This window comes from Tessaracoccus antarcticus (genome assembly GCF_003688855.1).
GTDB classification, from domain to species: domain Bacteria; phylum Actinomycetota; class Actinomycetes; order Propionibacteriales; family Propionibacteriaceae; genus Arachnia; species Arachnia antarctica.
In genome coordinates, this window is record NZ_REFW01000001.1 from 686,676 (window position 1) to 709,432 (window position 22,757).

The window sequence follows — 22,757 nt, forward strand, 5'->3', positions numbered from 1 at the left end:
CCGTCGGGCCCCCGGAGGTCCGACGGCCCGTCAGGCAGTCATGGGGTCAGCAGCTCAACGCTCGGCGATGGGCACGTAGTTGCGCTCCGTCTCGCCCACATAGACCTGGCGGGGGCGGCTGATCTTGCGGGACGGGTCCGCGTGCTCCTCGCGCCACTGGGCGATCCAGCCGGGGAGCCGGCCGAGGGCGAACAGTGCCGTGAAGTACTTGGCGGGGAAGCCCATGGCCTCGTAGATGAGGCCGGTGTAGAAGTCGACGTTCGGGTACAGCTTGCGCTCAATGAAGTACTCGTCGTTCAGCGCCGTCTCCTCCAACTCCAGCGCCATGTCCAGCAGGGCGTTGGACTTGCCCGAGGCGCGCAGCAGTTCGTCGGCGTGCCCCTTGATGATCTTGGCGCGGGGGTCGTAGTTCTTGTAGACCCGGTGTCCGAAGCCCATGAGCTTCACGCCGGACTTCTTGTCCTTGACCTGGGAGACGTAGGTTTTCATGTCCACGCCCTCCTCGCGGAGCTTGACCAGCATCTCCAGCACGGCCTGGTTGGCACCGCCGTGGAGCGGCCCCGACAGGGCGTTGACGCCAGCGGACATGGAGGCGTAGATGCTGGCGTCCGCGGAGCCGACCATACGGACCGTCGCCGTGGAGCAGTTCTGTTCGTGGTCGGCGTGCAGGATGAAGAGGGTCTCAAAGGCCTTGACCACTGCCGGGTCAATCTCGTACTCCTCCTGCGGCGTGCCGAAGGACAGGCGCAGGTAGTTCTCGACGTAGCTGAGGTGCTTCTGCGGGTACAGGAAGGGCTCCCCCACGGAGCTCTTGTACGCATAGGCCGCCAGGGTGGGCATGGAGCCAATGAGGCGCAGGCTCGCAGCCTCCACCTGGTCCGGATCGTGGACGTCGAGCGTGTCGCGGTTGAACGATCCGAGCGCCATCACGCCGGAGGCCAGCACCTGCATGGGGTGGGCGCCGCGCGGGAAGCAACGGTACAGCTCGCGCATCCGCTCATCGAGCATCATGCGGTTCGAGACCTTGCCCTCGAACGTCGAGAGCTCGTCCTGCGAGGGCAGGTGGCCATAGATGAGGAGAAACGAGACCTCGAGGAACGTTGCTTGCTCGGCGAGCTGTTCGATGGGGTACCCGCGGTAGCGCAGGATGCCCTCGTTGCCGTCGATGAAAGTGATTGTGGACTCGCACGACGCCGTATTGACGAAACCGGGGTCCAGAGTGACATTGCCGGTCTTGGACAGCAGCTGGCTGATGTCGTACCCGTCGTTGCCGTTGCTGGCATGGACCACCGGGAACTGCAGTTCGGTGTCCTGATGCTTGAAAGTGGCGCTTTCGGTCATCGTCTTCAGAGTGCCTTCCTGGTGCCGACGACATCGTGGTCGCGGATGGTCCAACGCTGGTTTGCCCTCGCAACCATACAGGCCACGGGAACAGGGGTTGTGGGGAATCCACAAGGGGTGGGTTGCCGCGGGGGCATGGACTGGTGGCCCTGCCCGCGGTCACACGGGGTGGGTGCACCCCGTCGAGTTCGTCCAGGACGGGAACTCAGAGGCCGTCGTGCGACTCTGAACGGGTGATGGTTTCGCCGGTGCCGGGGTCATTGACCGTACGGGTTTCGACGCTGCGGTTGCGCTGCGAGGCCATGAGCGACCAGATGAGACCGACGACGCCACAGGCCATCAAAATGTAGCCGACGAGGTCCAGACTGATGAAGGGGACCTCAGCATTGACGGCGAAGGCCAGGACCGCGCCCAGGGCGAGCAGGAAGATGGAAGTGCCGATACGCATGGTGATTCTCCTAGTGCACAATGTGTTGCCCACGAGAGGGGCCCCCTCACCCTAGCGCCGGATCGGTCACATGGAACAGGGTTTGGTGGGCGCCCTTTGCGGCTACCCTCACGCCTGTGAGCACTATCGACGGCGACGGCGCCGGTCCGCAGCCCTTGCCCGCCTACGACACGGACTCGTTGGAGGCCGCCGAGCGGGCCCTGGTGGAGGGCAACCTCGCCACGGAGAAGGCTCCCCCGTGGAAGGTGCTCAGTTGGGGCTTGTGGGACTGGGGAACTCAGCCCTTCCAGACGGTCATCACCACCTTCGTGTTCTCGGTGTACCTGACCTCGGAGGCCTTCGGCACCACCGAGTCGACGTCGTTGGCGCTGTCGCTGTCCACGGGGATTGCGGGACTTTTCATCGCGCTCCTCGCACCCGTCCTCGGGCAGGGCTCGGACCGCACAGGCAAGCGCATGTTCAACCTGCGCTGGCAGACATGGGTGCTGGCGGCCCTGTCTGCCTCGCTGTGGTTCGTGGCGCCGGAACCCGGCTTCCTCATCCTCGGGCTGGTGCTGCTGGGCGTGGGCAACGTAGTGGCGGAGATCGCCAACGTCAACTACTACGCCGCCATCGACCAGGTGTCGACGCCGAAGTCCGTGGGCAAGGTGTCCGGCCTTGGGTGGGGCATGGGCTACATCGGCGGCATCGCGATCCTGCTGCTGATCGTCGCCATCCGCGGCATCGACTTCGACTCCGATGACGTGCGCTTCGCCATGCTCATGTGTGGTGCGTGGACGGCCATCTTCACCATCCCCATCTTCCTGGCGCTGCGCGACCAACCGCGCCCGGAACCGGTGCCACGGCTGGGTGTGCGGAAGGCGTACGGTGCCCTGTTCACCACGCTCAGGCGTATCCACCGGAGCTCACCCGACACGATCAGGTTCCTGATCGCCTCGGCGCTGTTCCGCGACGGGCTGGCAGGGGTGTTCACCTTCGGGGCCATCCTTGCGAGGGGCACCTTCGACTTCACCTACGGCGAAATCATCATCTTCGGCATCGTCGCGAACGTGGCAGCCGGTGTCTCCACGATGTTGTTCGGCCTCCTCGATGACCGGATCGGGCCCAAGAAAGTCATCATGATCTCGCTCGTGGCCCTGGTGGTCCTGGGGTCGGCCATCTTCGTCCTCCATGACGGCGGCAAGCAGGTCTTCTGGGTCTGTGGTCTCGCCATGACGCTGTTCGTGGGGCCTGCACAGTCCGCAAGCCGCTCCTTCCTGGCACGTGCCATTCCGGCGGGGAAGGCCGGCGAGATCTTCGGTCTCTACGCCACCACCGGCCGCGCGGTCTCCTTCCTGGCGCCCCTGGCCTTCGGCGGTGCCATCCTCCTCGGGAAACTGACCGGAACCGGCGACGCCCAGTACTTCGGCATCCTCGGCATCGTGCTGGTGCTGCTCATCGGCCTCGCCGCGATGATCCCCGTCAAGGAGAAGGGGCACAGCTTCGAGTGAGCCAGGATTTCCTGCAGGTCGCGTTGCGCCCCTGTGTATCAGCGGGCTGTCCACGCCCTCCTCACCCCTGAAGGGCGGATGGGCCGCCCCGGACCAAGGAGCACGACATGTGGACGCAGGATGGTTTTCCCGGGGCCGACAAGGTCCCCTGGCAGTTGCTCATCCGCGCGCGATTCGTCGACGAGATCGACGCCATCGTGGCGCACACCGTGGTCACCACCCTCGCGCCGCTCATGGGCAAGGAGCGTGGCCGACACCTGGCTGGAGTCGCAGCCGGGGCAGTGATGACCGATGGGGCTCAGCGCGTGGAGCTCGGCGCGGAACAGAAGATGGCGGCGCTGAGCGCGTTCACTGACTGGGACGGCGAGATCTGCCCGGTCGGATGGCCCTGGCCATGGCCGTGGCCGAAGCGTCCGAGGTGGTTCGGCGAGTTCGACGACCCGGCGATCCTGCTGGCCCTCGACGCGGTGCGGGCGCTCACCAGGGGCGCAGGGTCGAAGCAGCTCGCCGCAGCTGTGGACGAGGCAGTCGGCCAGGGGCAGCTCAGGCGGTGAGGGCGCGCTGTGCAGCGTGACGCCCGATCGCTTGCCCCGTGGCCCTGCCGCCTCCCGGCAGCATGGCCTCGACGCAGGCATCGAGCTCGCGCAGCATGGTGGGGTCGGTCCCGGGCATGGGGGCGATGATCGTGTCGCCACGTGCGACGTCGGAGGGCACACCCAGCAGGTGGATTCCGTGACGGCCGCCCGGGCCGATCAGTTCGCTGCTCACCTCGTCGATGCGCAAGCCGGGTCCGGGGGTGCGGCCACCCGCCGCATTCCTGCGGCCGAAGGGCTCGGCCAGTTTGTCGGCCATGAGTTGCTGCAGAAGTGGGTCAGTGGTGTGCCGCGCGTCGTGCAGGCGGACCCAGGCGTCCAGCAGCACCCGGGCAGTGACGCCCGAACCCGCGACGATGGGGGAGTGCGCCGTGAAGACGCGGCCGTCGAGCCCGACCTGCACGCCCGGGCCGATGAACCGCACGAGCCCCGCGTCGATGAGCGCCAGCAGTTGGCGGGCACGGAAGGCGGGTGGGCCACTCCCGATCATGCCGCCGAAGCCCAGGAACTCGGCGAGGTCGCCGTCGTAGCCCTCGGTGTCGCTGCCGTCGAACGCGGCACGTTCGATGGACCAGCGCCGGGCGCCATTGACCTCCCACAGGGCAGCCTTGAGGGGTGATGCGAGGCCTGCGTCGGCCTCGTCCAGGTCAACGCCGACGGCATCCCGGATGATGCGCTGGTACTCCTGCGTGCTGCACGGTGCGATCCGGTGCGTCAGGAGGGCCTGGAGATCGAACGGGTTGACACCCTCGGGCAGGAGAGGACGGACCCGCTCCGGCAGCGTCGCGAGGTCATCTGCGTCAATGGCGGCGCCAATGGCGGCCAGGTCCAGGGGAAGGCGGCGCGCCAGAGTCGTGTAGAACGCCTCGTTCGCGTCGCGCACCAGGTGCGGCCACACCTCGTCGGCGAAGCGCAGCGGCGTCGACAGGCCCCGGGCCTCGGCCGCCCTGACGCGGCGCAGCGTCGCGGCGGGCGGCAGGCCCTGGTAGACGGACTTGGCCAAGAACGGCAGTCCGCGCCGCGAGCCGACGTGCACCACGGGCTCCTCCCCGCTGGCGATGTAGCGCAACCTGTTGCCGGGTGCCTCATCGAAGCGGCCCCCGCGCCCAATGGTCAGCATGGACAGCGAATCGAAGAACCCCATTCCCAGTCCGCGGACGATGACGTCCTCCCCGGCACGGATACCCGTCAGGTCCTGATGGATGGGACTCTCCGGCAACACCCACGAGACGTCACGGCCAGTCGTGGCTGCCGCCAACGCCCGGTCCGCAGGTCCCGGCTCGCTGGGCAACCAGCCGGGTGCCAGGGCCACGGCGTCGGCGGCCAGCGTGGTGCCGTCGGCCAACTCCACGAGTGTCCGACGGGGGCCCGCGGCGCGGATGGCGGTGGCGCGTGTCGTGTGCCTCGTGACGTGCACGGCCGGTCCGAGTCGTCGCAGGGATGTGCGGAGCACCCAGTCGCAGTAGAAGCCGTACAACGCGCGGCTGGGGTGCGAGCCGGGGCCGGTGCGGCGCACCTCGGCGCGGAAACCCCGGTCAGCCAGGACTGCACTGACGTCGGCTCCGGCCTCGAAGTAGGAACGGCGAGCCGCAGCGACATCCGCCCGTTCGCCATCAGCGAACTCGGCCACGAGTTGGCACCATTCGTGGAAGGAAGGTCCTTCCACCACCGGGCCGACACCCGAGAAGGAGGCGTCGGTGAACAGCGTCACCGCTCCGGCAAGGGTGTTCATGCACATGTCACGGTCCTGGTCGGTGCGCCAGATTCGCCCTGCACCGGGTGCGTGGTCGTCCACCATGTGGACATCCGCCACGGAGCCGGGGCGTGCGGCGATCCGCTCCATGAGGGAGGCCCCGCGGGGTCCCATTCCAATGATGACTAGGGACAATGCTGCCTCTCGGGCGACGTCGGAGTTCTTCGTGGCGGTGTGGTGCACGTCTGGTCAACCCACAACACCGCCAGATCATTCCCGTGGATGAGACGGGAATAACTTCGGCATCGGATGGCTTGAGGGAGGCGAGTGGGCGGAATCCTCCGCCGCTGACGCAACACCCAGGAGTTCCGACATGCGACCAGTCATTCGCAAGGCCGCGGCAGTTGCCGCCTCGATCCTCACGCTGACGGCCATGACGGCGTGCTCGCAGGACGCAGGGGCCGACGGCGGCGACGGTGACACGGTGACGTTCGGTGTCTCCGGCCCCCTCACCGGCGACCAGGCCCAGTACGGCAAGGACTGGCAGGCCGGCTTCGACCTCGCCCTCGACGAACTCAACGCCGAAGGCGACATCACCTACGCCATCGACTTCCAGGACAGTCAGGGGCAGGCTGCCCAGGCCACCAACATCGCGCAGAAGTTCGTCTCCGACGACAAGATCAGCGCCGTCATGGGCGACTTCTCCTCGGCCACCTCCATGGTCGCCAGCCCCGTCTACCAGCGCGCGGGCCTTCTGCAGCTCGGCATCACCAACAGCCATCCCGACTTCACCACCACGGGCGACTTCATCTTCAGCCCCAGCATCACCCAGGACACGGAGGGCAGGGTGATGGCCGATGGCGCGAAGAAGCTGGGCGACAAGGCTGCTGTGTTCTACCTCAACACCGACTGGGGCAAGGCTGCCTTCGACGTCTTCTCGGACCAGTCGAAGACCAACGGGCTGGACATCGTCTACTCCAGCTCCGTGGAGGAAACATCCACCGACTTCAAGCCGCTGCTTCTGCGCGCCAAGGAGTCCGGCGCCGACGTCATCCAGTTCCTGACGTACTACAAGACCACGGCGCTTCTCGTGCAGCAGGCCACCGACGTGGGCCTCACCGATGTTGCACTCTCAGCCGTGGGGTCCAACTACTCCAGCGAGTTCCTGGAACTGGCTGGCGACGCCGCAGAGGGCGTCTACGTCGAGACCTCGTTCTACCCGGGCTCCGACAACGCGGATGTCAGGAAGTTCGTGGACGGGTTCCAGGCCAAGTACGACCGCCAGCCCAACGTCTTCAGCGCCTACGCCTACGACGGCTTGAAGGAACTTGCCTGGGCCAGCGAGAACTCCGACGGCAGCCGCGAGGGCATCCGCAACGCCCTGCGTGATGGCACCGAGGTCCCGACCATCATCTACGGCCCCGCCCAGTACAACGACGAGCGTCGCATCGAGAACCCCACCTTCACCTGGTTGGTGGTCAAGGACGGCACGTTCGTGGCCCAGGACCCCACTCGCAGCTGACCCGGCAGTTCAACCAAGGAGACCTTTCCCATGGATACAGTCCTCGCCGGCCTCATCAACGGCAACGCCTACGCGCTCGTGGCCCTCGGCCTTTCCCTGGTCATCGGGGTGACGGGCATCATCAACTTTGCGCAGGGTTCCCTGTTCGCCGTCGGGGCCATGGTGGGGTGGTTCGTCACCACCTCCCTGGGTTTGCCCCTGTGGCTGGCCGCGGTGGCGGCCATGGTGGTGACCGCGCTGCTGGGCTGGGTCATCAACAGGGTGGCGGTGAAACCGTTCGCGGGGAAGGCCCCGATTGCGTCGGTGCTGGCCACCATCGCCATCATGATCATCCTCGACGCCACCGCTGAACTGATCTTCGGTCCCGAGATCCGCCCCATGGCCTCAGGGCTGCCCACGGCATCCTTCCAGCTGCTGGGGTTGCGGATCAACGCCATCGACATGGTCATCCTGTGCACCAGCGTCGTCCTCATGGCCGGCCTGGCCTCCTTCCTGCGGTGGACCCGCTTCGGGAGGGCCATCCGCGCCACGTCGCAGGACCGGGAGGCGGCCGCCCAGATGGGCGTGCCCATCAACCGGGTCCAGTCCGGTGCATTCATGATCGCCTCCGCCCTGGGCGGCCTGGCCGGGGTGCTGGTGGCGGCCTACTTCACCACCATTTCCCCGACGCAGGGGTTCACGGTGGGGCTGGCCGGGCTGGCCGCTGCCACCCTGGGGGGCCTTGGTTCGCTGCTGGGAGCCGTCATCGGCGGTCTGCTGCTCGGCGTCGTGGAGGCGCTGGGCGTCGCCACATTCGGCGACTCGGCCCGCCAGGTCATCACCTTCGGCGTGCTGCTCGGCTGCCTCTGGCTCCGACCGCACGGACTGCTCGGCTCCAGGAGCGTCAAACGTGAACCCCTGACCGGCACCTTCTTCTCGGCCGCACGAAAAATCACCATCCCGCCCTGGGCCGTGGCCGCCCTGGTGGTGGCAGGCGCCCTGCCCATCATCCCGGGTCTGTTCTCCGGCTACGTGGTGGGCGTCGGCGTGCAGATCATCACGTTCGCGCTCGCGGCACTGTCCATGACCATCCTCGGTGGGCAGGCCGGCCAATTGTCGCTGGGGCAGGCTGGCGCCGTCGCGCTGGGGGCGTACGCGCTGGCCATCATGACGAAATCGGCAGGGGTCCCGTTCCTGGTGGCCCTGCTGCTCGCCGGCATCTTCGGCGCCGTGGTGATGACCGTGCTGGCCACGCCCAGTTGGCGGCTCAGCGGTCACTACCCGGCCATCGCCACCCTGGCCACAGGCGCGCTCATCGCGGCCGTGGCGCAGGTCTGGGACCCGGTCACGGGCGGTGGGGCAGGCATCTCGCTGATTCCCCTGCCCTCGGTGTTCGGCGTCCAACTCGACAGCAACACCATGTTGTACGCCCTCGGTTTCGTGCTCCTGCTCACCGTGTGCTGGCTCGTGCGTCGCTGGTCCAACTCCCACCTGGGGCTGTACTGGCGGGCCATCCGCGAGGACGAGACGGCAGCACGTTCCGCGGGCGTCCCGACCCCGCAGTACAAGTCGCTGGCGTTCGGTCTGTCGGGCTTCATCGCCGGGATAGCGGGCGGGTTCTGGGCGGGCCAGTACGGCTACATCAACGCCACCATCTTCAACCCGCTCATGAGTTTCCAGATCGTCATCATCGCGGTGCTGGGTGGCATGCTCAGCCCCTTCGGCGCCATCCTCGGCTCCATCGTGATGGTCGGCGGACTGGAGCTGTTCCGCTTCTCCTCCTCGGGCCGGTTGCTGGTCTACGGTGTCGTGCTGCTGCTCCTGATCCACTTCCGCCCCCAGGGGCTGTGGACCGACACGGGCACGTGGTCCCGGCTCAAGCAACGGTTCACCCGTCGGTCCACGGCGGAGGCCGTCTCCACCCACGAGCACGAAGGAGCACTGGCATGAGCACCGTCCTCGAAGTGGTGGGCCTGACGAAGCGGTTCGGCTCGTTGACCGCCGTCGACGACTCCACCTTCACCATCGAGGAGGGCGAGGTGGTGGGCGTCATCGGACCCAACGGCTCCGGCAAGTCCACCACCATCAACCTGATCTCCGGCGAACTCGCCCCCCATGCCGGGCGGGTCATCCTCGATGGCGCCGACATCACCGGCGCCAGCCCTGATGCCGTGGCAATTGCGGGGGCACGGCGTACCTTCCAGAACGGTCGCGTCTTCGGCAACGCCACGGTGCAGGACAACCTGCTCGTGGGGCAGGCCTCCCTGGTGCGCGCCGTCCACCCCCTGAGCGGGCTGCGCCGGTTCCCCGTGCTGCGATGGGTCTCGCTGGTGGCGGAAGTGGGGTTGGCACTGCTCCCCTCACGTGCGCGGCGCGAGGAGGCGGCGCAGATGGATGAGCGGGTCACGGCGCAGCTGGAACGCTTCGGTGACCGTCTGGTGCCGCGCCGCCTCCACAACGCCGCCACGTTGTCGTACGCCAACCGCCGTCGCACCGAGATCGCCCGCGCGCTGTCGTCGTCGCCCCGCCTGCTGCTGCTCGACGAACCCACGGCCGGCATGAACACGTCCGAGACCGCTGAGGTCATGGAGCAACTGCTGGTGCTGAAGTCGCAGCGGCAGACGATGCTGCTCGTCGAGCACAAGCTGGACCTCGTGATGACCGTCTCGGATCGGGTGGTGGTGATGGACTCCGGTCGCATCATCGCCGAGGGGACACCCGCCGAGGTCCAGCGCGATCCCCGTGTGATCGAGGCCTACCTCGGCACCCGGCGCGCCACCCGGCTGCGGGAGGGTGTCGACATCGAACAACTGACCGAGGGCGACCCTCTGGGAGTGGACTATGCCATCTGACCTGCTGCTGGATGCACGCAACCTCAACGTGCACTACGGGCACTTCCACGCGCTGCAGGACGTGTCGTACACGATCGCGCCCGGTGAGATCGTGTCCCTGCTGGGGGGCAACGCCTGCGGGAAGTCCACCACCATGAAGACGTTGCTGCAGCTGGTGCCGCTGACGTCCGGGGAGATCATCTTCGACGGCGCTTCCACGGCCTCCGAGTCGACGGCGGACGTCGTGTCCCGAGGGATCGCCTCCGTGCCGGAGGCGCGCAGGGTGTTCCCGGAGATGACCATCGAGGACAACCTTCTCGTGGGTGCCCACACCCGGCGGGACGGACGGGCAGCCATCCGACGCGACGTCGCAGCCCAGTTCGACCTGTTCCCGAGGCTGGCTGAACGGCGCACCCAGGTCGCCGGGACCATGTCCGGAGGGGAGCAGCAGATGCTCGCCTTCGCCCGGGCACTGATGTCCAGGCCGAAGCTGATCTGCATGGACGAGCCCACCATGGGATTGGCGCCCAAGATCGTCGACCAGGTCCTGGACACCATCCAGCGCATCAACAGGGAGCTTGGCATCTCCGTGTTCATGGTGGAACAGAACGCGGAACTGGCGCTGTCCATCGCGCACCGCGCCTACGTGCTCGTCAACGGGGTCGTGACACTCTCCGGCGGTGCCAACGAGCTGATCCGGGATCCGCGCATCCGGGAGGCCTACCTGGGGCAGAAGGCCGCCTGAGTGACGTGGCCGGAACGGCGTCCGCGCTGAGGGCGCCAACGGATAGGGTGAGGCCATCATGGACAAGGGATCAGCCGCTGGCGGCATCGTCGTGTTCTCGGGTTCGGCTCACCCCGCGCTCGCAGACGACATCTGTGCCCACCTGAACCTGGCGCGTAGCGGCGTCGCCATTTCGCGTTTCAGCAACGACTGCCTGCAGACGCAGTTGCTCGCCAACTGCCGTCAGCGCGACGTCTACATCGTGCAGCCGCTGGTGCCGCCCACCCAGGAGCACCTCATGGAGCTGCTCCTGATGATCAATGCGGCACGGGGGGCCTCGGCGGCCAACATCACGGCCGTCATCCCGCACTACGCCTACGCGCGTTCGGACAAGAAGGACTCCTCCCGCATTTCCATCGGCGGGCGTCTGGTGGCCGACATGCTGGAGTCGGCTGGTGTTGACCGGATCATCACCATGAACCTGCACGCACCGCAGGTGCACGGCTTCTTCTCCGTTCCCCTTGACCATCTGACGTCGCTGGGTGTCATTGCCGACCACTACCGCGGCCAGGACCTCACCGACCACGTGGTGGTGTCACCGGACCTGGGCAACGCCAAGCAGTCGACGCTGCTCGCGCGGCTGCTCGGGCTGCCCGTGGCGGCCGGCAACAAGCAGCGACTGGCCGATGACAAGGTGGTCATCGAGTCGATCGTGGGGGACGTCAGGGGTAAGAAGGCCATCGTGCTCGACGATGAGATCGCCACGGGCGGCTCCATCATGGAGATCGTCAGGAAGCTCATGGAGTTCGGCGCCACCGGCGCCTCCGTCGCCTGCGCCCATGGGCTGTTCACGGGCAGGGCAGTGGAAAAGTTGATGGGCAACCCCGACATTCACGAGGTGGTGTCCACCGACACCGTGCCCGCCCCGAAGGGTTTCGACTGCCTGAAGGTCATCAGTGTCGCCAGCCTGTTCGCCGAGGCCATCCAGCGCATCCACGACGGCAAGTCCGTCTCCCGGCTGTTCCGCGACGTCGACCCGTCCTACGCCCCTCCGCAGGCCGGCCTGTTCTGAAGCCTGCTCGTCTGAACCCTGCGTGGTTCAGCGCCGGTAGCGTCGCACCACTTCACGCCACGTCGGAACCACGACGCCCTCGGTCTCCATGTGCAGGCGGAGCCGTCTCCTGGAGACGAAAATGCCCACGAGCCCTACGAAGAAGAGAGGGAACTGCAGCGCCATCGCCCAGCCGAGGTGTTCCGGGGTGTAGGAGCCTCCGTTGCTCACCGCATCCAGGAAGAGGCCGATGGCCAGGATCATGAAGGTTCCGCCGGCGAAGGATCCGGAGATCACCATGCCGTTGCCGGCCCCGAGGCGATTGGCGGGGAGCTGGGTGCGGGCGTAGTCAAAGCCGATGCCAGTCCCGGGGCCACCGGCCGATATCGCCACGACCAGCACCACGAGAAGCCACAGTGGCGCCGGACCGGGCCAGAGAAGTACGGCCGCCCAGCTGATCATGTTGGCGAAGATCACGGAGAGCGCCATGTTGCTGCGACGCAGCGGGTGTCGCGCCGTGAGCCAGCCCATGAGGGGACCGATGAACGCCGCGAAGATCGCGGTGAGACTGAACAGAATTCCCGCCTCGGCGGCGGTGCGGCCCTCGCCGATGGTCAGATACGGGATGCCCCACATCAGCACGAAGGAGTTGACGGAGAAACCGGAGGTGAGGTGGATCCAGAACCCCAGCTGCGTGGCCGGGTGTTTCAGGACCTGTGAGACCTGGCGTGGTATCTCGACAAAGCTGCCCCCCGTCACCACACGCTTCACACCGTCAGGGACGTCGCGGACGGCGAGCAGACAGCAAAACGCCAACACGAGGCACACGCTCGCCGAGAACAGGAACGTCGGCCGCCAACCCAGTACGTCCACCAGCGGGAGGAGCACCCCCACCGCCGCCACCTGCCCCACTTGTCCGAGCATGCCGGTCAACTGGCTGAGGATGGGTACCCTCTGCGGCCGGAACCAGAAGGGGAGCAACCGGAGGATCCCCGTGAAGATGCAGGCATCACCGGCGCCGAGCACGATCCGGGCCGCAATGGCGACGCCGAGGTCGTCGGTCAGTGCCATCGTGGTCTGGCCCAGCGTCATGACGATGGAGCCGGCGACCAGTACTGCGCGCGAGCCGAATCTGTCCAACAACACACCGACGGGGATCTGCATGAGCGCGTAGGTGGCAATCTGCACCACCACGAAGGTGGAGACGATGCCCACCGTCGTCCCGAAGTGCTCTGCGGCCTGGGTGCCGACGACACCCAGCGACGTGCGCTGCATGACAGCGGAGATGTAGGCGGCCATGCCCACCCCCCAGACCACCCAGGCCCTGGAGGAGGGGCGCACCGCGGCGGTGTCCAAGCTGGATCAGGCGTCGAAGGTGGAGGTGTCGATCACGTAGCGGTACCGCGCCTTCGAGGCGACGACGTCGTCGTAGGCCTGGTTGATGTCCTCGCCGCCGATGACCTCCACCCAGGAACCCAGATCGTGCTCGGCGCAGAAGTCGAGCATCTCCTGGGTCTCGGGGATCCCGCCGATGTTGGAACCCGCCAGCACCTTGTTGCCGCCGATGAGGCCGCCCACGTGGAGCTCATTCGGGGTGGACGGCAGTCCCACGTTGACGAGGACGCCCTGTGCGGCCAGCAACTGCAGCAACTGGTTGAGGTCCAGACCGTCGGAAATGGTGCAGACGATGATGTCGAAGGTGCCGCGCAACTCCTTGAAGGTGGAGTCGTCCTGCGTGGCGTAGTAGCCGGAGGCGCCCATCTTCATGCCGTCGTCCTTCTTGGACAATGTGCGGCTGAGGACGATGGTCTCGGCGCCCATGGCGGCGGCGATCTGGACGGCCATGTGGCCGAGGCCGCCCATGCCGACGACGCCGACACGCTTGCCCGGGCCGGCACCCCAGTGCTTCAGCGGGCTGTACGTGGTGATGCCGGCGCACAGCAGGGGGGCGGCGTTCTCCAGGGGAATCGATTCGGGGATGTGCAGGGCGTAGTCCTGCTCCACCACGAACGCCGTGGAGTACCCGCCGATGGTGGGTTCACCGTCGCGGCCGATGGAGTTGTAGGTGCCGATCATGCCGCTGCCGGTGCAGAACTGCTGGTAGCCCTCACGGCATTCGTCGCACTCGCCGCACGAGTCGACGAAACAGCCCACGCCCACGCGGTCGCCCACCTGGAACTTGGTGACCTCGGCGCCGACGCTGGTGACCACGCCGGCGATCTCATGGCCGGGGACCAGTGGGAACCGGGACTTGCCCCATTCCTCGCGGGCGGTGTGGATATCGGAGTGGCAGATGCCGGCGAAGGCGATGTCGAAGGCGATCTCGGTGGGGCCGGGGTCGCGGCGCGTCACCGTCGTCTTGTGAAAGCTCCCGGTGGGGGAGTCGATGGCGTAAGCAGTGACCTCGGGCAAGGGAACCTCCTGGGTGGTGAGTTGGCTCCATCGTAGTGCCGCCGCAACAGCCATTCGTGGCGTGGACGCCAGCGCCACCACATGATGGCCCACGGACGATCACCGGAGTGGACGAGTCCAGGGGGAGAGCCGGGGGCTCACCACTCACTCCCCGCTGACGGCCTCGACCCAGCTCTGCGGTGTGGGCTTGCCGGGCAACGGCGTCTCGGCACCGGGGGCGGGCACGGTGCAGTTGGGCTTCTCGCCGGGGGCGGGGCCGAATTCCTTGCCACCGAAGACATACGTCCTGGCGAACTCGTAGTAGGCGTCGTGCTCACCGGTGTCGTAGGGATTCTCCAGTGCGCAACGCCCCACGTAGTAGCCGACGACGTCGGCGAAGGTTTCGGTGACACTGCTGGAGGCGTACTCGGAGAAGCGGCCCTGCTCGGCGTACAGCTGTGTGAAGGTCTTCCAGTAGGCCGGATCCTCGAAGCGGTCCGAGTTCAGGACGTGAGCCATCTCGTGTGTCACGAGGCGGACGAGGCGGCCCTCGTCGCCGCTGTCCAGGGCCCGCTGGAACTTGGAGAAGTCCATGGTGACGTAGTTGGGCTTGGTGAGGCTCCAGTCGCCCCAGGCGAAGCCGGAGATGGTGGCGGCGTTGATGCCGACGTTGCCGTTCACCTTCGCCTGCAGGGCGGTGACGTATCCCGTGCAGTCGACGGCGTCCAGTGTCTGCCACAAAATCTTGATGGACGCACGGCTCGCCTCGGTCCACTGGGATCCGATGAGCTTGAAGCCGAAGTTCTTTGTCAGTGCCGCCGTGATGGTGGCCAGGGGGGCGTCATCGCCCGGCCATGCATGCGTGACGGGGCAGGGTGTCGGGATGCCGGTGACGGGGGCGACGGGTTCGGGGGCGACGGGAAGCGCTGCGGCCTGGGGGATCCAGAGGGATGCCGACATCACCATGACAGCGGTGGTGATTGTGACCAGCAGAGCGCGCAACTGCAGACTCCTCGTTCGCGGGGGGAGGCTCCAATGTCTCTCAGGATTCTCAGTAAAGTCAAACGGGCGGGGTTGTGCGGTGGTTCCCGGGCACGACGACTGCTCGAACCGACGAGTCAGACCCCGCCCCGGGTGCCCCGGTGACGATGTCCTCGTGCGCGACGCCGGCCCGGTCGGCCGGTTGGAGTGGGGCCGTGGCCAACCCCCTGCGTGGCCGTGATGTGCCCGACACTTGAGTCATGCATGCGACGCAGACCCGACACGGGCGCAACCTGGAAGACCTGAGCCTGCTGCTGGGCGGCCTCGGGTTCGTCGTCGGCGGTGTGGTGGCGCTGCTGGTGCTGGACCCCCCCGCCCCGCTGTTCGGGAAGGGCTCGGTCGGTGAAGCGGCAGCGCTTCTGGGCGGCGCCGTCTCCGGCGTCGCGTTCCTGGCCATGGCCCGCCACCTGGGGTCCCGGGGCAACGCGTGGCAGCACCGGTTGTCGTTGTTCCGCCGGGTGGTGGACCTCATCGGGCTCACGCTGGTACATGCCATCATCAGCATGCTCGCCACCGCTGCGGTGTTCGCCGTCTTCGCCGACGCCTTCCAACAACTTGACATGGATCGTTGGGCGGGGAGCTTCCTCGTGGCCGGTGCATGCGCCGTCGGCGCCTACGTGGCGGCGAGCTCAGCCGCTTCCCTGACGACGCAGTCGCTGTCGGTGCTGGTGGCCGCCTTTCTTGTGGTGGGGGCCTTCACGAGTGCCCTCACATCATCGGATCCTCAGTGGTGGCAGGCGCATTTCTCCGCGCTCGGCGCGGCCTCGGATGCCTCCGGCATCACGTTCAACTTCACCCTCATCCTGACGGGGATCGTCCTGACCACCCTTGCCGACTTCCTCACCCACGACCTCAGCCGCTGGGCCGCCCACACGGGGGAACCCAACTGGAAGGTGGTTTTCGTCCGGGTGGGGTTCATCGTGCTGGGCATCATGCTGGGAATGGTGGGAGTCATCCCTGTCAACCGCAGCCTTTTCTGGCACAACATGGTCACCTACGTGGCCGTCGGTGCTTTCGCGGTGATGCTGCTGGCCGTTCCGTTCCTGTTCCGCCGGCTCTCCGGTGGTTTCGTGGGCGTCACCATCGTTGTGGCGGCGATGATGGCGCTCGGGGGATGGCTGAACGTCGGCGTCAAGTACTTGAACATCACGGCTTTCGAGATCGCGGCAGTCGGCACCGTCTTCATCTGGCTCATTTTGTTCATCCGCACCGTCGCCGCTGCCGTCGACGACCTTCCGGCGCTCCCTGCGGACCCACGCGAGGCCATCACCCTGTGAGGGGGCCTCACCCCTGGGGGGCGATCACCCCTGTGAGGCAAGGGCGAATGGCAGCACCGCGGAGGCGCCCGATCGCCGCAGCAGGCGACCGGCGACGGTCATGGTCCATCGGGAGTCCACGAGGTCGTCGATGAGCAGCACCGGAGCCTGCAGCGCTGTGACTTCGGCGGCCATGGCATCGGGGATGCGGAAGCGGCCCCAGACGTCGCGGACGCGGTAGGCGCTGTTGGTGGAGCGGGTCAACTCCTCAGCGTTGGGTGTGAGGGCGAGGGGGCCGAGGACTGTCAACTTTCCGGCAGTGGCGATCCCGGTGGCCAGTGTCTCCACCAGGCGCGGCCGGGTGAGGCTGGGTATCCACGCGACCGCGCCCGGGCGCTGTTCCCAGTCCCACCCCTTGAGGACCCGGAGGCAGGCGGCTGCCAGTGCCGGAGGGACGTCGGAGTCGACGGGCCGGCCAGCCTCGTCCGTGGTGAACAGCTCACGCAGCGCGCCACCCCACCCGAGGTCTGTGAGTCGGGCGACGACGCGGCCCTCCAGCACCTGGTCGGCGGCGGGCAGCTTGCCCTTGACGGGTTTGCCGTCGACGGTGACGCCCAGGCGGTCCAGCCCGCTTGGCCACAACGCGCGCGGCGCCAGGGGAACACCCACACGGTCCAGTTGCTTCTGGGCGGACTCGCCAGTCTCCACCGTGACGTGGGTGGGGTACCACGCATCCGTGCAGACGTCGCACCGGCCGCAGGGTGCGGAGTGCGGGTCGTCAAGCTCGGAGGTGAGGAACGCCATGCGGCACGAGTCGCCCCTCTCGTAGGCGAGCATGGCTTCCTGCTCCGCGACGCGCGCCGCAGCAATCCGGTCGTATCGGGGCTTGTCGTACGTCCATGGCTGACCCGTCCCGGTCCAGCCACCCTGCACGTATTGCACGGCGCCCTCCACCGCCAGCACCTTCAGGAGCAGTTCCAGCTGACCGCGCTTGAGGTCCACGCGGGACTCCAGCGCGGGCGTCGACAGGGGGCCGTGGGCCTCCGCGAGTGCGCCGAGGACGGCATCCGCGCGGGCCTGTGTGGGCATGGCGTTGGTGGCGAAGAAATGCCAGATGTCACGGTCCTCAGGGCCGGGAAGCAGCAGCACGTCAGCGTTGTCGGTGGCGCGGCCTGCGCGACCCACCTGCTGGTAGTAGGCCACCGGTGAGCTGGGGGCGCCGAGGTGGACGACGAATCCGAGGTCGGGCTTGTCGAAACCCATGCCCAGCGCCGAGGTGGCAACCAGTGCCTTGACCTCGTTCGCCTTCAGTGCTTCCTCTGCCTCGATTCTCTCCGCTGGGTCCGTGCGGCCCGTGTAGGGGCGGACGGTATGGCCGGCCTTGGACAGGAGCGCGGCCGTGTCCTCGGCAGCGGAGACGGTGAGGCAGTAGATGATGCCGCTGCCCGGAAGGGCGTCGAGGTGCTCGGACAGCCACGCCAGCCGCCGCCATGTGGTGCCCAGGTCCAGCACGCCGAGCCGCAGCGACGTGCGGGCCAGGGGGCCGCGCAGCGTGAACACGTCGTGGCCGCCGGTTCCCATCTGCTCGGCGACGTCCTCGACCACCCGCTCGTTGGCCGTGGCGGTGGTGGCGAGGATGGGGACCTCGTCGGGCAGTTCGCCGATGAGGGTGCGGATGCGGCGGTAGTCGGGCCGGAAATCGTGGCCCCAATCGCTGATGCAGTGGGCCTCGTCGATGACGAGCAGGCCCATGGCCGAGACGAGGTGGGGGAGTTGCTCCTCCCGGAACCGCGGGTTGACGAGGCGTTCGGGGGAGACGAACAGCACGTCCACGGCGTCCTCCGCCAGCAGCTGTTCAATCTCTCGCCACTCCGTGGCGTTCGCCGAGTTGATGGCTGCCGCCCGGACTCCGGCGCGTTCGGCGGCGGCCACCTGGTCGCGCATCAGGGCCAGGAGTGGGGAGACGATCAGTGCGGGACCTGCGCCTGCGCGTCGCTGCAGCAGGGCGGCGATGAAGTACACGGCCGACTTGCCCCAGCCCGTGCGCTGCACCACGAGCGCACGTTTGTGGTCGGCGACGAGCGCTTCAATGGCCTCGAACTGGCCCTGGTGGAAGTCTGCGTCGGGTCGACCTGTCAGGTCCCGGAGGATCGCGAGCGCCTCGTCGCGGAGGCCGTCGCTGCCGCGGTGCGCCGTGGTGGTGCGGCTCGCCTCCCTGACGGGGGCACGCCGCTGCTCGCCGCCGGCCTGCGGCGTGGACGAGGCGTCGGGTCCGGAGGGTGCGGGCTCGTGGAACGGGTCCGGTGGGAGGTCCCAGGGATCCGGCGGCGGTTCGTCCGCCCAGAACGGGCGAGAGTCAGTCATGTCCCCACCCTGTCATGGACCGATGACACGACGGCCGCGCGGGCCACTGGCGACGCCCCCGTGGCGTCGAGAGCGACAGCGATGCAGACGGGTAGCTGTGCGAAGTGGTGCTGAGGAGTCGATGAGGATGGGGCGGACGGGGTTGCCACCTCCGCCGTGGCCAGAGCACTCGATCAGCGGTGGAATGTTCAGTCAGCGAGGCTCTCGTGGGTGCGTGATGTGTCGGGTTCCGGGTACGTGGTGAATTTCCGGGTCCGTTGCGGAGGGTGCCGTCAGCCGATGAGGCCATCGAGGATGCGCTGGAGCTCGTCGCGGAACGAGATGGCGGTGTCGGACGCGTCGGCCCCCCTGGCCACGGCGGGGTTGGCGATCCGCAGGCTGAGGTTCCTCTCGGCGTGCACGAGGACACAGTCCGTCCGGCCGTCGCTGCTGAGGTCACCCAGTGACTCAAGGCCCGTCTCCGGTACGACCACCGGTTCGGGTTCAAAAGTGCAGGAGACGTTGCCGCTGCGCAGTGAGACCAGCCTGCTGGACAGTCGGGCCCGGCCGTTGAAATCCACAGCGCCGTCGCGTGGGAGGGGCGGAGGGAGAATGCCGTTGACGATGGTGAGGCTGAGCAGGCGTCCGTACTGCAGCGTTGCGCCGTCGCCGCCGTAGGCAAAGCGGTACGCGGCCAGCTGCTCCGCAAATTCTCGGTCCAGACGTTCGACGGTGGGGCCGAAGCCGGCCTCGCGCAGCTGCATGTCCGTGCGTTGCGCGCCCATCAACTCCCGGGGGAACGTGTCCTGGAGGATCGGAATCGGGGGTGGCACGTCGGGCTCCCTGACGACTCCGGAGACCCACACTCCGCCCAGCATCATTCCTGCCACGACGCCGAGCGTGACGGACACCACCACGTGGCCCCTTCCCCTCGGTGGTCGCTGGGGTTTCTTCGGCGACTGGGAGATGACCTCACGCAGCATCGGCGGTGGCAGCTCTTCAGGGGTGGGGGAGTGGTAGGGCCAGTGTTCAGGGACAGGGCGGGCGGCAGCGCCCGGCCGCTCAAATCCCTTGTCGGACATGTGCCCCAGCGTAAGCCGCGTACACGCCCAAAGGTGTGGATGCGTCAATCGATGAGGGCTGCATGAAGGCTCCGGAGTGCGTCGCGGAAGGAGTCGGCGGTGGTGGATGCGTCGCTGCCGGGGGCCGTGCGGAGTTCTGCGATCCGGAGGCTGAGGTTCCGCTCGGCGTCCACGAGGACACACTCGGTTGTGCCCTCGCTCAGAAGGCCTCCCAGTTCCCCGGTGGCCGTGACGCTGTCGATGACACCTTCGGGCTCGAAGATGCATCGCACGTCGGCGGCCCGCAGGGATACGACACGTCGGGGCTCCTGTGTTCGCCACGTCACGCCGATGGTGCCGTCCCGTGGCACCGACGGTGTCAGGATGCCGTTGACGATCGTCAGGCTGAGGCGCCCGCCGTAGTGGATCGTGGCGCCGTCCCCGCCGTAGGCGAATCGGTGGGCCACGAGTTGCACCTCGAATGCGCCGTCGAGGTCCGAGGCGCCAGTGGAGATGCGAGCCAGCGGCGCGGGGTCGTCGCGTGACTCCCCGAACAGTTCACCGGGAAATGTGTCGAGGGTCACAGGGATCGGGGGGGATGGGGTGTACCCGGCCGCGCCCAGCGCCCACACCCCACCCGCCAGGGCGCCTGCCACGACACCGATGGACAGAGCCGCAGGAAGGGGGATGCGATGATGCTCCATCTCTCCGGGGCGTCGCCGGGCTGCATCAGTAACGATGACCACGTCGGGCGGCCAACCCTCGTCGGTGGGGACGTGGCGCGCACGGTGTCCAGCCACGATCCGCCCGGATCGTCCCGGACGCTCCAGCGTTGCCCGACATGCATCCAAGAATAAAAGCTCTGGATAATCATGCATAGACCCTGCGCATGAAAATGAGGAGGCTTCTGCCCCCAAGGGGGCAGAAGCCGTCCGTCACCGCGCGTGGATCACGGGGCGGGTACGAGGATGTCGCGCACGAGTGCGTCGAGGTCCGCGTCGGCGGCCAGGAACTGCCGCAGCGTCTTGCGGGTGGGTCCGAAGTCCTCGAACTCCTCCACCGTCATGCCGTGCTCGTCGTAGGCACGGCGGAAGTCCTCGAGGCGGTTGAGCTCGTCCAGGTAGTCCTGGCGAACGGGCTCGTCGATGCGCGAGACGGCCGTGTAGCCGGAGTCGTTGATGATCTGCTGCCACTTGAACGGGGGGGACACCACGAGGTCGCCGCCCACCAGCGACGCCCATTGGTTCACGTTGCGGAACGCGGCCGACAGGACGCGGGACCGAAGACCACGCTCGGTGAAGATGGCATGCGCCTTCTTGAGGCAGGCGACGCCCGCCCATTCCAGGGCTGACATGTCGAAGAAGATGCCCTCGCGCGCCACCACTTCCTTGAGCCAGTCATCGAGACGCCCGCCCATGATGGTGACGACGGGGCCCATGCGGGAGACGTCGTGGCCGTTGTCCTCTCGTCGCTTCAGGCCGCGTTCGATGGCCTCGGCGGCGTACACGGCCTGCGGGACGGAGAACGACACGGTGACGTTGATGCTGACGCCCCGTGCTGTGGCCTCCTCGATGGCGTCGATCCCCACCCTGGTGGCGGGGATCTTCACGACGATGTTCTCGGCCAGTTCACTGAACTCGACGGCTTGGGCCACGATCGCGGCGGCGTCGCGGTGCAGACGGGGATCCGTCTGGACCGACAGGCGGCCGTTGCGGCCGTTGTGCTCGTCGAAGATGGGCTTGAGGAGCGCCGCGGCCTCCACGGACATGTCCTTGACGGCCTGCCAGCCGATCTCGGATTCGCCCCAGGTGGGGTGGGCGTCAGCGATGGCCCGCAGCCGGGGGGTCCAGGCGTCGAGGTGATTCTTGATGGTGGTGTAGGCGATGACGGGGTTGCAGGTGGCACCCACTGCCCCGCAGGAAATTGACTTGGTGAGCTCGTCGAGATCCGAGGAGTCGTTCCACAGGGCCGTCTTCGTGGTGCGGGCGGCGTCAAGCAGTGGTCCGGGGGTGGGGGACAAGTCAGTCATCGAGTGCTCCTGGAAGGACGGACGGCATCCTCGCCGTCAGGTGTGCGACGCCCTCATTGAACTCGAATGTTCGCACCATGTCAAGCACTTGTTAGTACAAATGACGGGTTTAGCTGCTGAAGAGGGAGAACTTGAAGGAGTACAGGCCGGGCCGGTAGACGTGATTGCCGATCTCGACGGGGCGTCCCTCGGCGTTGCGTCCGACGCGGTGCATGGTCAGCAGGGGTGCGCCGACCTCCTCGCCCAGGATCTCCGCCTCGTCCCTGTCGGCTCCGCGGGCGCCGATCTCCTGCTGCGCCGAGGCGATCTGGACGCCTCGGAGGCCGAGGCAGCGGTACAGCCCCTGGGTCCCCAGTTCCTGCCACGTGGGGGCGATGTCCAACGGTATGACGTTGGTGAGGATGGCCAGTGGCTTGTCGTCGGCGTACCGGAGGCGGCTGACGGACAGCACGCCCTCCCCGGCGGCGATGCCGAGGTTTTCGGCCTCCTCTGCGCTCGCCTCCCTCACGAGGTAGCTCAGCACCTTGGTGGAGGGGGTGAACCCCGCGTCCGCCAGGTCCTCGTTGAGGGAGGAGAGCTTCATGGGCCGGTGCACGTGGGTGGGGGTCACGCGCGTACCCACTCCCCGGCGCCGCGAGAGCAGTCCCTTGGCGACCAGTTCCTGGAGTGCGCGGCGGGCGGTGGGGCGTGCGACGTCGAGGCGGGCCGCCATCGACACCTCGTCCTCGATCATGGCCCCCGCCGGCAGCTCACCGGAGGTGATGGCCGCCTCGATGGGGCGTGCAATCTGCTCGTACAGGGGGAGGGCGGAGTCGCGGTCGATCGTGATCGCCGGCGTGTAGGCCTTGTCCATGCAACCCCTCCTCATGTCCGGTGTTGGAGCGTCCCGTGCGGTGCGCCCGGCTGGTGGAGGCCAATCGTAGCCGGATGTGGGCCCCTTGCCATGTATGGACAAAGAGTTGAC

At 67.4% G+C, this 22,757-nt stretch carries 19 protein-coding genes; 8 read left to right on the forward strand and 11 right to left on the reverse strand.

What is annotated here, in order from left to right; translation table 11 throughout:
• Positions 1-54 precede the first annotated feature (54 nt).
• Both EAX62_RS02900 and EAX62_RS02905 read right to left on the reverse strand, forming a co-directional pair.
• Positions 55-1,341, reverse strand: coding sequence for a citrate synthase (locus EAX62_RS02900; protein WP_121900142.1), 1,287 nt, complete (start codon positions 1,339-1,341; stop codon positions 55-57).
• A 205-nt stretch (positions 1,342-1,546) separates the two neighbouring features.
• The gene (locus tag EAX62_RS02905) at positions 1,547-1,789 is read right to left on the reverse strand and encodes a DUF6458 family protein (RefSeq protein ID WP_121900143.1); all 243 of its coding nucleotides are present in this window, start codon (positions 1,787-1,789) and stop codon (positions 1,547-1,549) included.
• A 116-nt stretch (positions 1,790-1,905) separates the two neighbouring features.
• Here EAX62_RS02905 and EAX62_RS02910 point away from each other — a divergent pair, with 116 nt between their 5' ends.
• On the forward strand, positions 1,906-3,279 hold the full coding sequence (locus tag EAX62_RS02910; RefSeq protein ID WP_325048769.1) for an MFS transporter: 1,374 nt from the start codon (positions 1,906-1,908) through the stop codon (positions 3,277-3,279).
• A gap of 107 nt (positions 3,280-3,386) precedes the next feature.
• Positions 3,387-3,833, forward strand: a complete 447-nt coding sequence (locus tag EAX62_RS02915; protein ID WP_121900145.1) for a hypothetical protein — start codon at positions 3,387-3,389, stop codon at positions 3,831-3,833.
• Here the strand turns inward: EAX62_RS02915 and EAX62_RS02920 are convergent.
• On the reverse strand, positions 3,823-5,739 hold the full coding sequence (locus EAX62_RS02920; RefSeq protein WP_147453985.1) for an FAD/NAD(P)-binding protein: 1,917 nt from the start codon (positions 5,737-5,739) through the stop codon (positions 3,823-3,825). The genes EAX62_RS02915 and EAX62_RS02920 overlap by 11 nt on opposite strands.
• 199 nt (positions 5,740-5,938) lie before the next feature.
• On the opposite strand from EAX62_RS02920, the gene EAX62_RS02925 reads away from it, so the two are divergent.
• From EAX62_RS02925 to EAX62_RS02945, 5 genes are read left to right on the forward strand one after another with little or no spacing between them, the layout of a single operon-like run.
• Complete coding sequence (locus EAX62_RS02925) at positions 5,939-7,087, forward strand: ABC transporter substrate-binding protein (protein ID WP_121900147.1); 1,149 nt, start codon at positions 5,939-5,941, stop codon at positions 7,085-7,087.
• Positions 7,088-7,117: 30 nt separating this feature from the next.
• Complete coding sequence (locus EAX62_RS02930; protein WP_121900148.1) at positions 7,118-9,016, forward strand: ABC transporter permease; 1,899 nt, start codon at positions 7,118-7,120, stop codon at positions 9,014-9,016.
• Positions 9,013-9,918 (forward strand): ABC transporter ATP-binding protein, encoded by a 906-nt coding sequence (locus EAX62_RS02935; protein ID WP_121900149.1) that lies wholly within the window; start codon positions 9,013-9,015, stop codon positions 9,916-9,918. The genes EAX62_RS02930 and EAX62_RS02935 overlap by 4 nt, the downstream gene beginning before the upstream one ends.
• Positions 9,908-10,642: an ABC transporter ATP-binding protein gene (locus EAX62_RS02940; protein WP_121900150.1), complete on the forward strand. Its 735-nt coding sequence runs from the start codon at positions 9,908-9,910 to the stop codon at positions 10,640-10,642. Before EAX62_RS02935 ends, EAX62_RS02940 begins: the two co-directional genes overlap by 11 nt.
• A gap of 58 nt (positions 10,643-10,700) precedes the next feature.
• The gene (locus EAX62_RS02945) at positions 10,701-11,693 is read left to right on the forward strand and encodes a ribose-phosphate diphosphokinase (RefSeq protein WP_121900151.1); all 993 of its coding nucleotides are present in this window, start codon (positions 10,701-10,703) and stop codon (positions 11,691-11,693) included.
• Positions 11,694-11,720: 27 nt separating this feature from the next.
• Here EAX62_RS02945 and EAX62_RS02950 read toward each other — a convergent pair whose 3' ends face one another.
• The 3 genes from EAX62_RS02950 to EAX62_RS02960 all read right to left on the reverse strand — a co-directional run bounded on the left by EAX62_RS02950 (position 11,721) and on the right by EAX62_RS02960 (position 15,065).
• Positions 11,721-12,971 (reverse strand): MFS transporter, encoded by a 1,251-nt coding sequence (locus tag EAX62_RS02950; RefSeq protein ID WP_233557784.1) that lies wholly within the window; start codon positions 12,969-12,971, stop codon positions 11,721-11,723.
• A 63-nt stretch (positions 12,972-13,034) separates the two neighbouring features.
• Positions 13,035-14,084, reverse strand: a complete 1,050-nt coding sequence (locus tag EAX62_RS02955) for an NAD(P)-dependent alcohol dehydrogenase (protein ID WP_233557785.1) — start codon at positions 14,082-14,084, stop codon at positions 13,035-13,037.
• A 144-nt stretch (positions 14,085-14,228) separates the two neighbouring features.
• Positions 14,229-15,065, reverse strand: coding sequence for a hypothetical protein (locus EAX62_RS02960; protein ID WP_121900154.1), 837 nt, complete (start codon positions 15,063-15,065; stop codon positions 14,229-14,231).
• A 239-nt stretch (positions 15,066-15,304) separates the two neighbouring features.
• Between EAX62_RS02960 and EAX62_RS02965 the strand changes: the two genes are divergently transcribed.
• Positions 15,305-16,381, forward strand: coding sequence for a DUF998 domain-containing protein (locus tag EAX62_RS02965; RefSeq protein WP_121900155.1), 1,077 nt, complete (start codon positions 15,305-15,307; stop codon positions 16,379-16,381).
• A gap of 24 nt (positions 16,382-16,405) precedes the next feature.
• Here EAX62_RS02965 and EAX62_RS02970 read toward each other — a convergent pair whose 3' ends face one another.
• From EAX62_RS02970 to EAX62_RS02990, 5 genes are all read right to left on the reverse strand, one after another.
• Complete coding sequence (locus tag EAX62_RS02970) at positions 16,406-18,724, reverse strand: RecQ family ATP-dependent DNA helicase (protein WP_121900156.1); 2,319 nt, start codon at positions 18,722-18,724, stop codon at positions 16,406-16,408.
• Positions 18,725-18,996: 272 nt separating this feature from the next.
• Positions 18,997-19,785, reverse strand: coding sequence for a hypothetical protein (locus tag EAX62_RS02975; protein WP_147453987.1), 789 nt, complete (start codon positions 19,783-19,785; stop codon positions 18,997-18,999).
• A gap of 44 nt (positions 19,786-19,829) precedes the next feature.
• Entirely contained in the window at positions 19,830-20,564 is a 735-nt protein-coding gene (locus tag EAX62_RS02980) for a hypothetical protein (RefSeq protein ID WP_121900158.1), read from the reverse strand.
• Positions 20,565-20,713: 149 nt separating this feature from the next.
• Complete coding sequence (locus tag EAX62_RS02985) at positions 20,714-21,793, reverse strand: transaldolase family protein (RefSeq protein WP_121900159.1); 1,080 nt, start codon at positions 21,791-21,793, stop codon at positions 20,714-20,716.
• 109 nt (positions 21,794-21,902) lie between these two features.
• On the reverse strand, positions 21,903-22,646 hold the full coding sequence (locus EAX62_RS02990) for a GntR family transcriptional regulator (RefSeq protein ID WP_121900160.1): 744 nt from the start codon (positions 22,644-22,646) through the stop codon (positions 21,903-21,905).
• Between the last annotated feature and the right edge of the window lie 111 nt (positions 22,647-22,757).

Bases quoted from the DNA above. Each gene is read 5' to 3' on its own strand.
- EAX62_RS02900 (WP_121900142.1), bottom strand. From the start codon at position 1,341: ATGACCGAAAGCGCCACTTTCAAGCATCAGGACACCGAACTGCAGTTC.
- EAX62_RS02905 (WP_121900143.1), bottom strand. From the start codon at position 1,789: ATGCGTATCGGCACTTCCATCTTCCTGCTCGCCCTGGGCGCGGTCCTG.
- EAX62_RS02915 (WP_121900145.1), top strand. From the start codon at position 3,387: ATGTGGACGCAGGATGGTTTTCCCGGGGCCGACAAGGTCCCCTGGCAG.
- EAX62_RS02920 (WP_147453985.1), bottom strand. From the start codon at position 5,739: ATGGGACCCCGCGGGGCCTCCCTCATGGAGCGGATCGCCGCACGCCCC.
- EAX62_RS02925 (WP_121900147.1), top strand. From the start codon at position 5,939: ATGCGACCAGTCATTCGCAAGGCCGCGGCAGTTGCCGCCTCGATCCTC.
- EAX62_RS02930 (WP_121900148.1), top strand. From the start codon at position 7,118: ATGGATACAGTCCTCGCCGGCCTCATCAACGGCAACGCCTACGCGCTC.
- EAX62_RS02935 (WP_121900149.1), top strand. From the start codon at position 9,013: ATGAGCACCGTCCTCGAAGTGGTGGGCCTGACGAAGCGGTTCGGCTCG.
- EAX62_RS02940 (WP_121900150.1), top strand. From the start codon at position 9,908: ATGCCATCTGACCTGCTGCTGGATGCACGCAACCTCAACGTGCACTAC.
- EAX62_RS02945 (WP_121900151.1), top strand. From the start codon at position 10,701: ATGGACAAGGGATCAGCCGCTGGCGGCATCGTCGTGTTCTCGGGTTCG.
- EAX62_RS02950 (WP_233557784.1), bottom strand. From the start codon at position 12,971: ATGGCCGCCTACATCTCCGCTGTCATGCAGCGCACGTCGCTGGGTGTC.
- EAX62_RS02965 (WP_121900155.1), top strand. From the start codon at position 15,305: ATGCATGCGACGCAGACCCGACACGGGCGCAACCTGGAAGACCTGAGC.
- EAX62_RS02970 (WP_121900156.1), bottom strand. From the start codon at position 18,724: ATGACTGACTCTCGCCCGTTCTGGGCGGACGAACCGCCGCCGGATCCC.
- EAX62_RS02975 (WP_147453987.1), bottom strand. From the start codon at position 19,785: ATGTCCGACAAGGGATTTGAGCGGCCGGGCGCTGCCGCCCGCCCTGTC.
- EAX62_RS02985 (WP_121900159.1), bottom strand. From the start codon at position 21,793: ATGACTGACTTGTCCCCCACCCCCGGACCACTGCTTGACGCCGCCCGC.
- EAX62_RS02990 (WP_121900160.1), bottom strand. From the start codon at position 22,646: ATGGACAAGGCCTACACGCCGGCGATCACGATCGACCGCGACTCCGCC.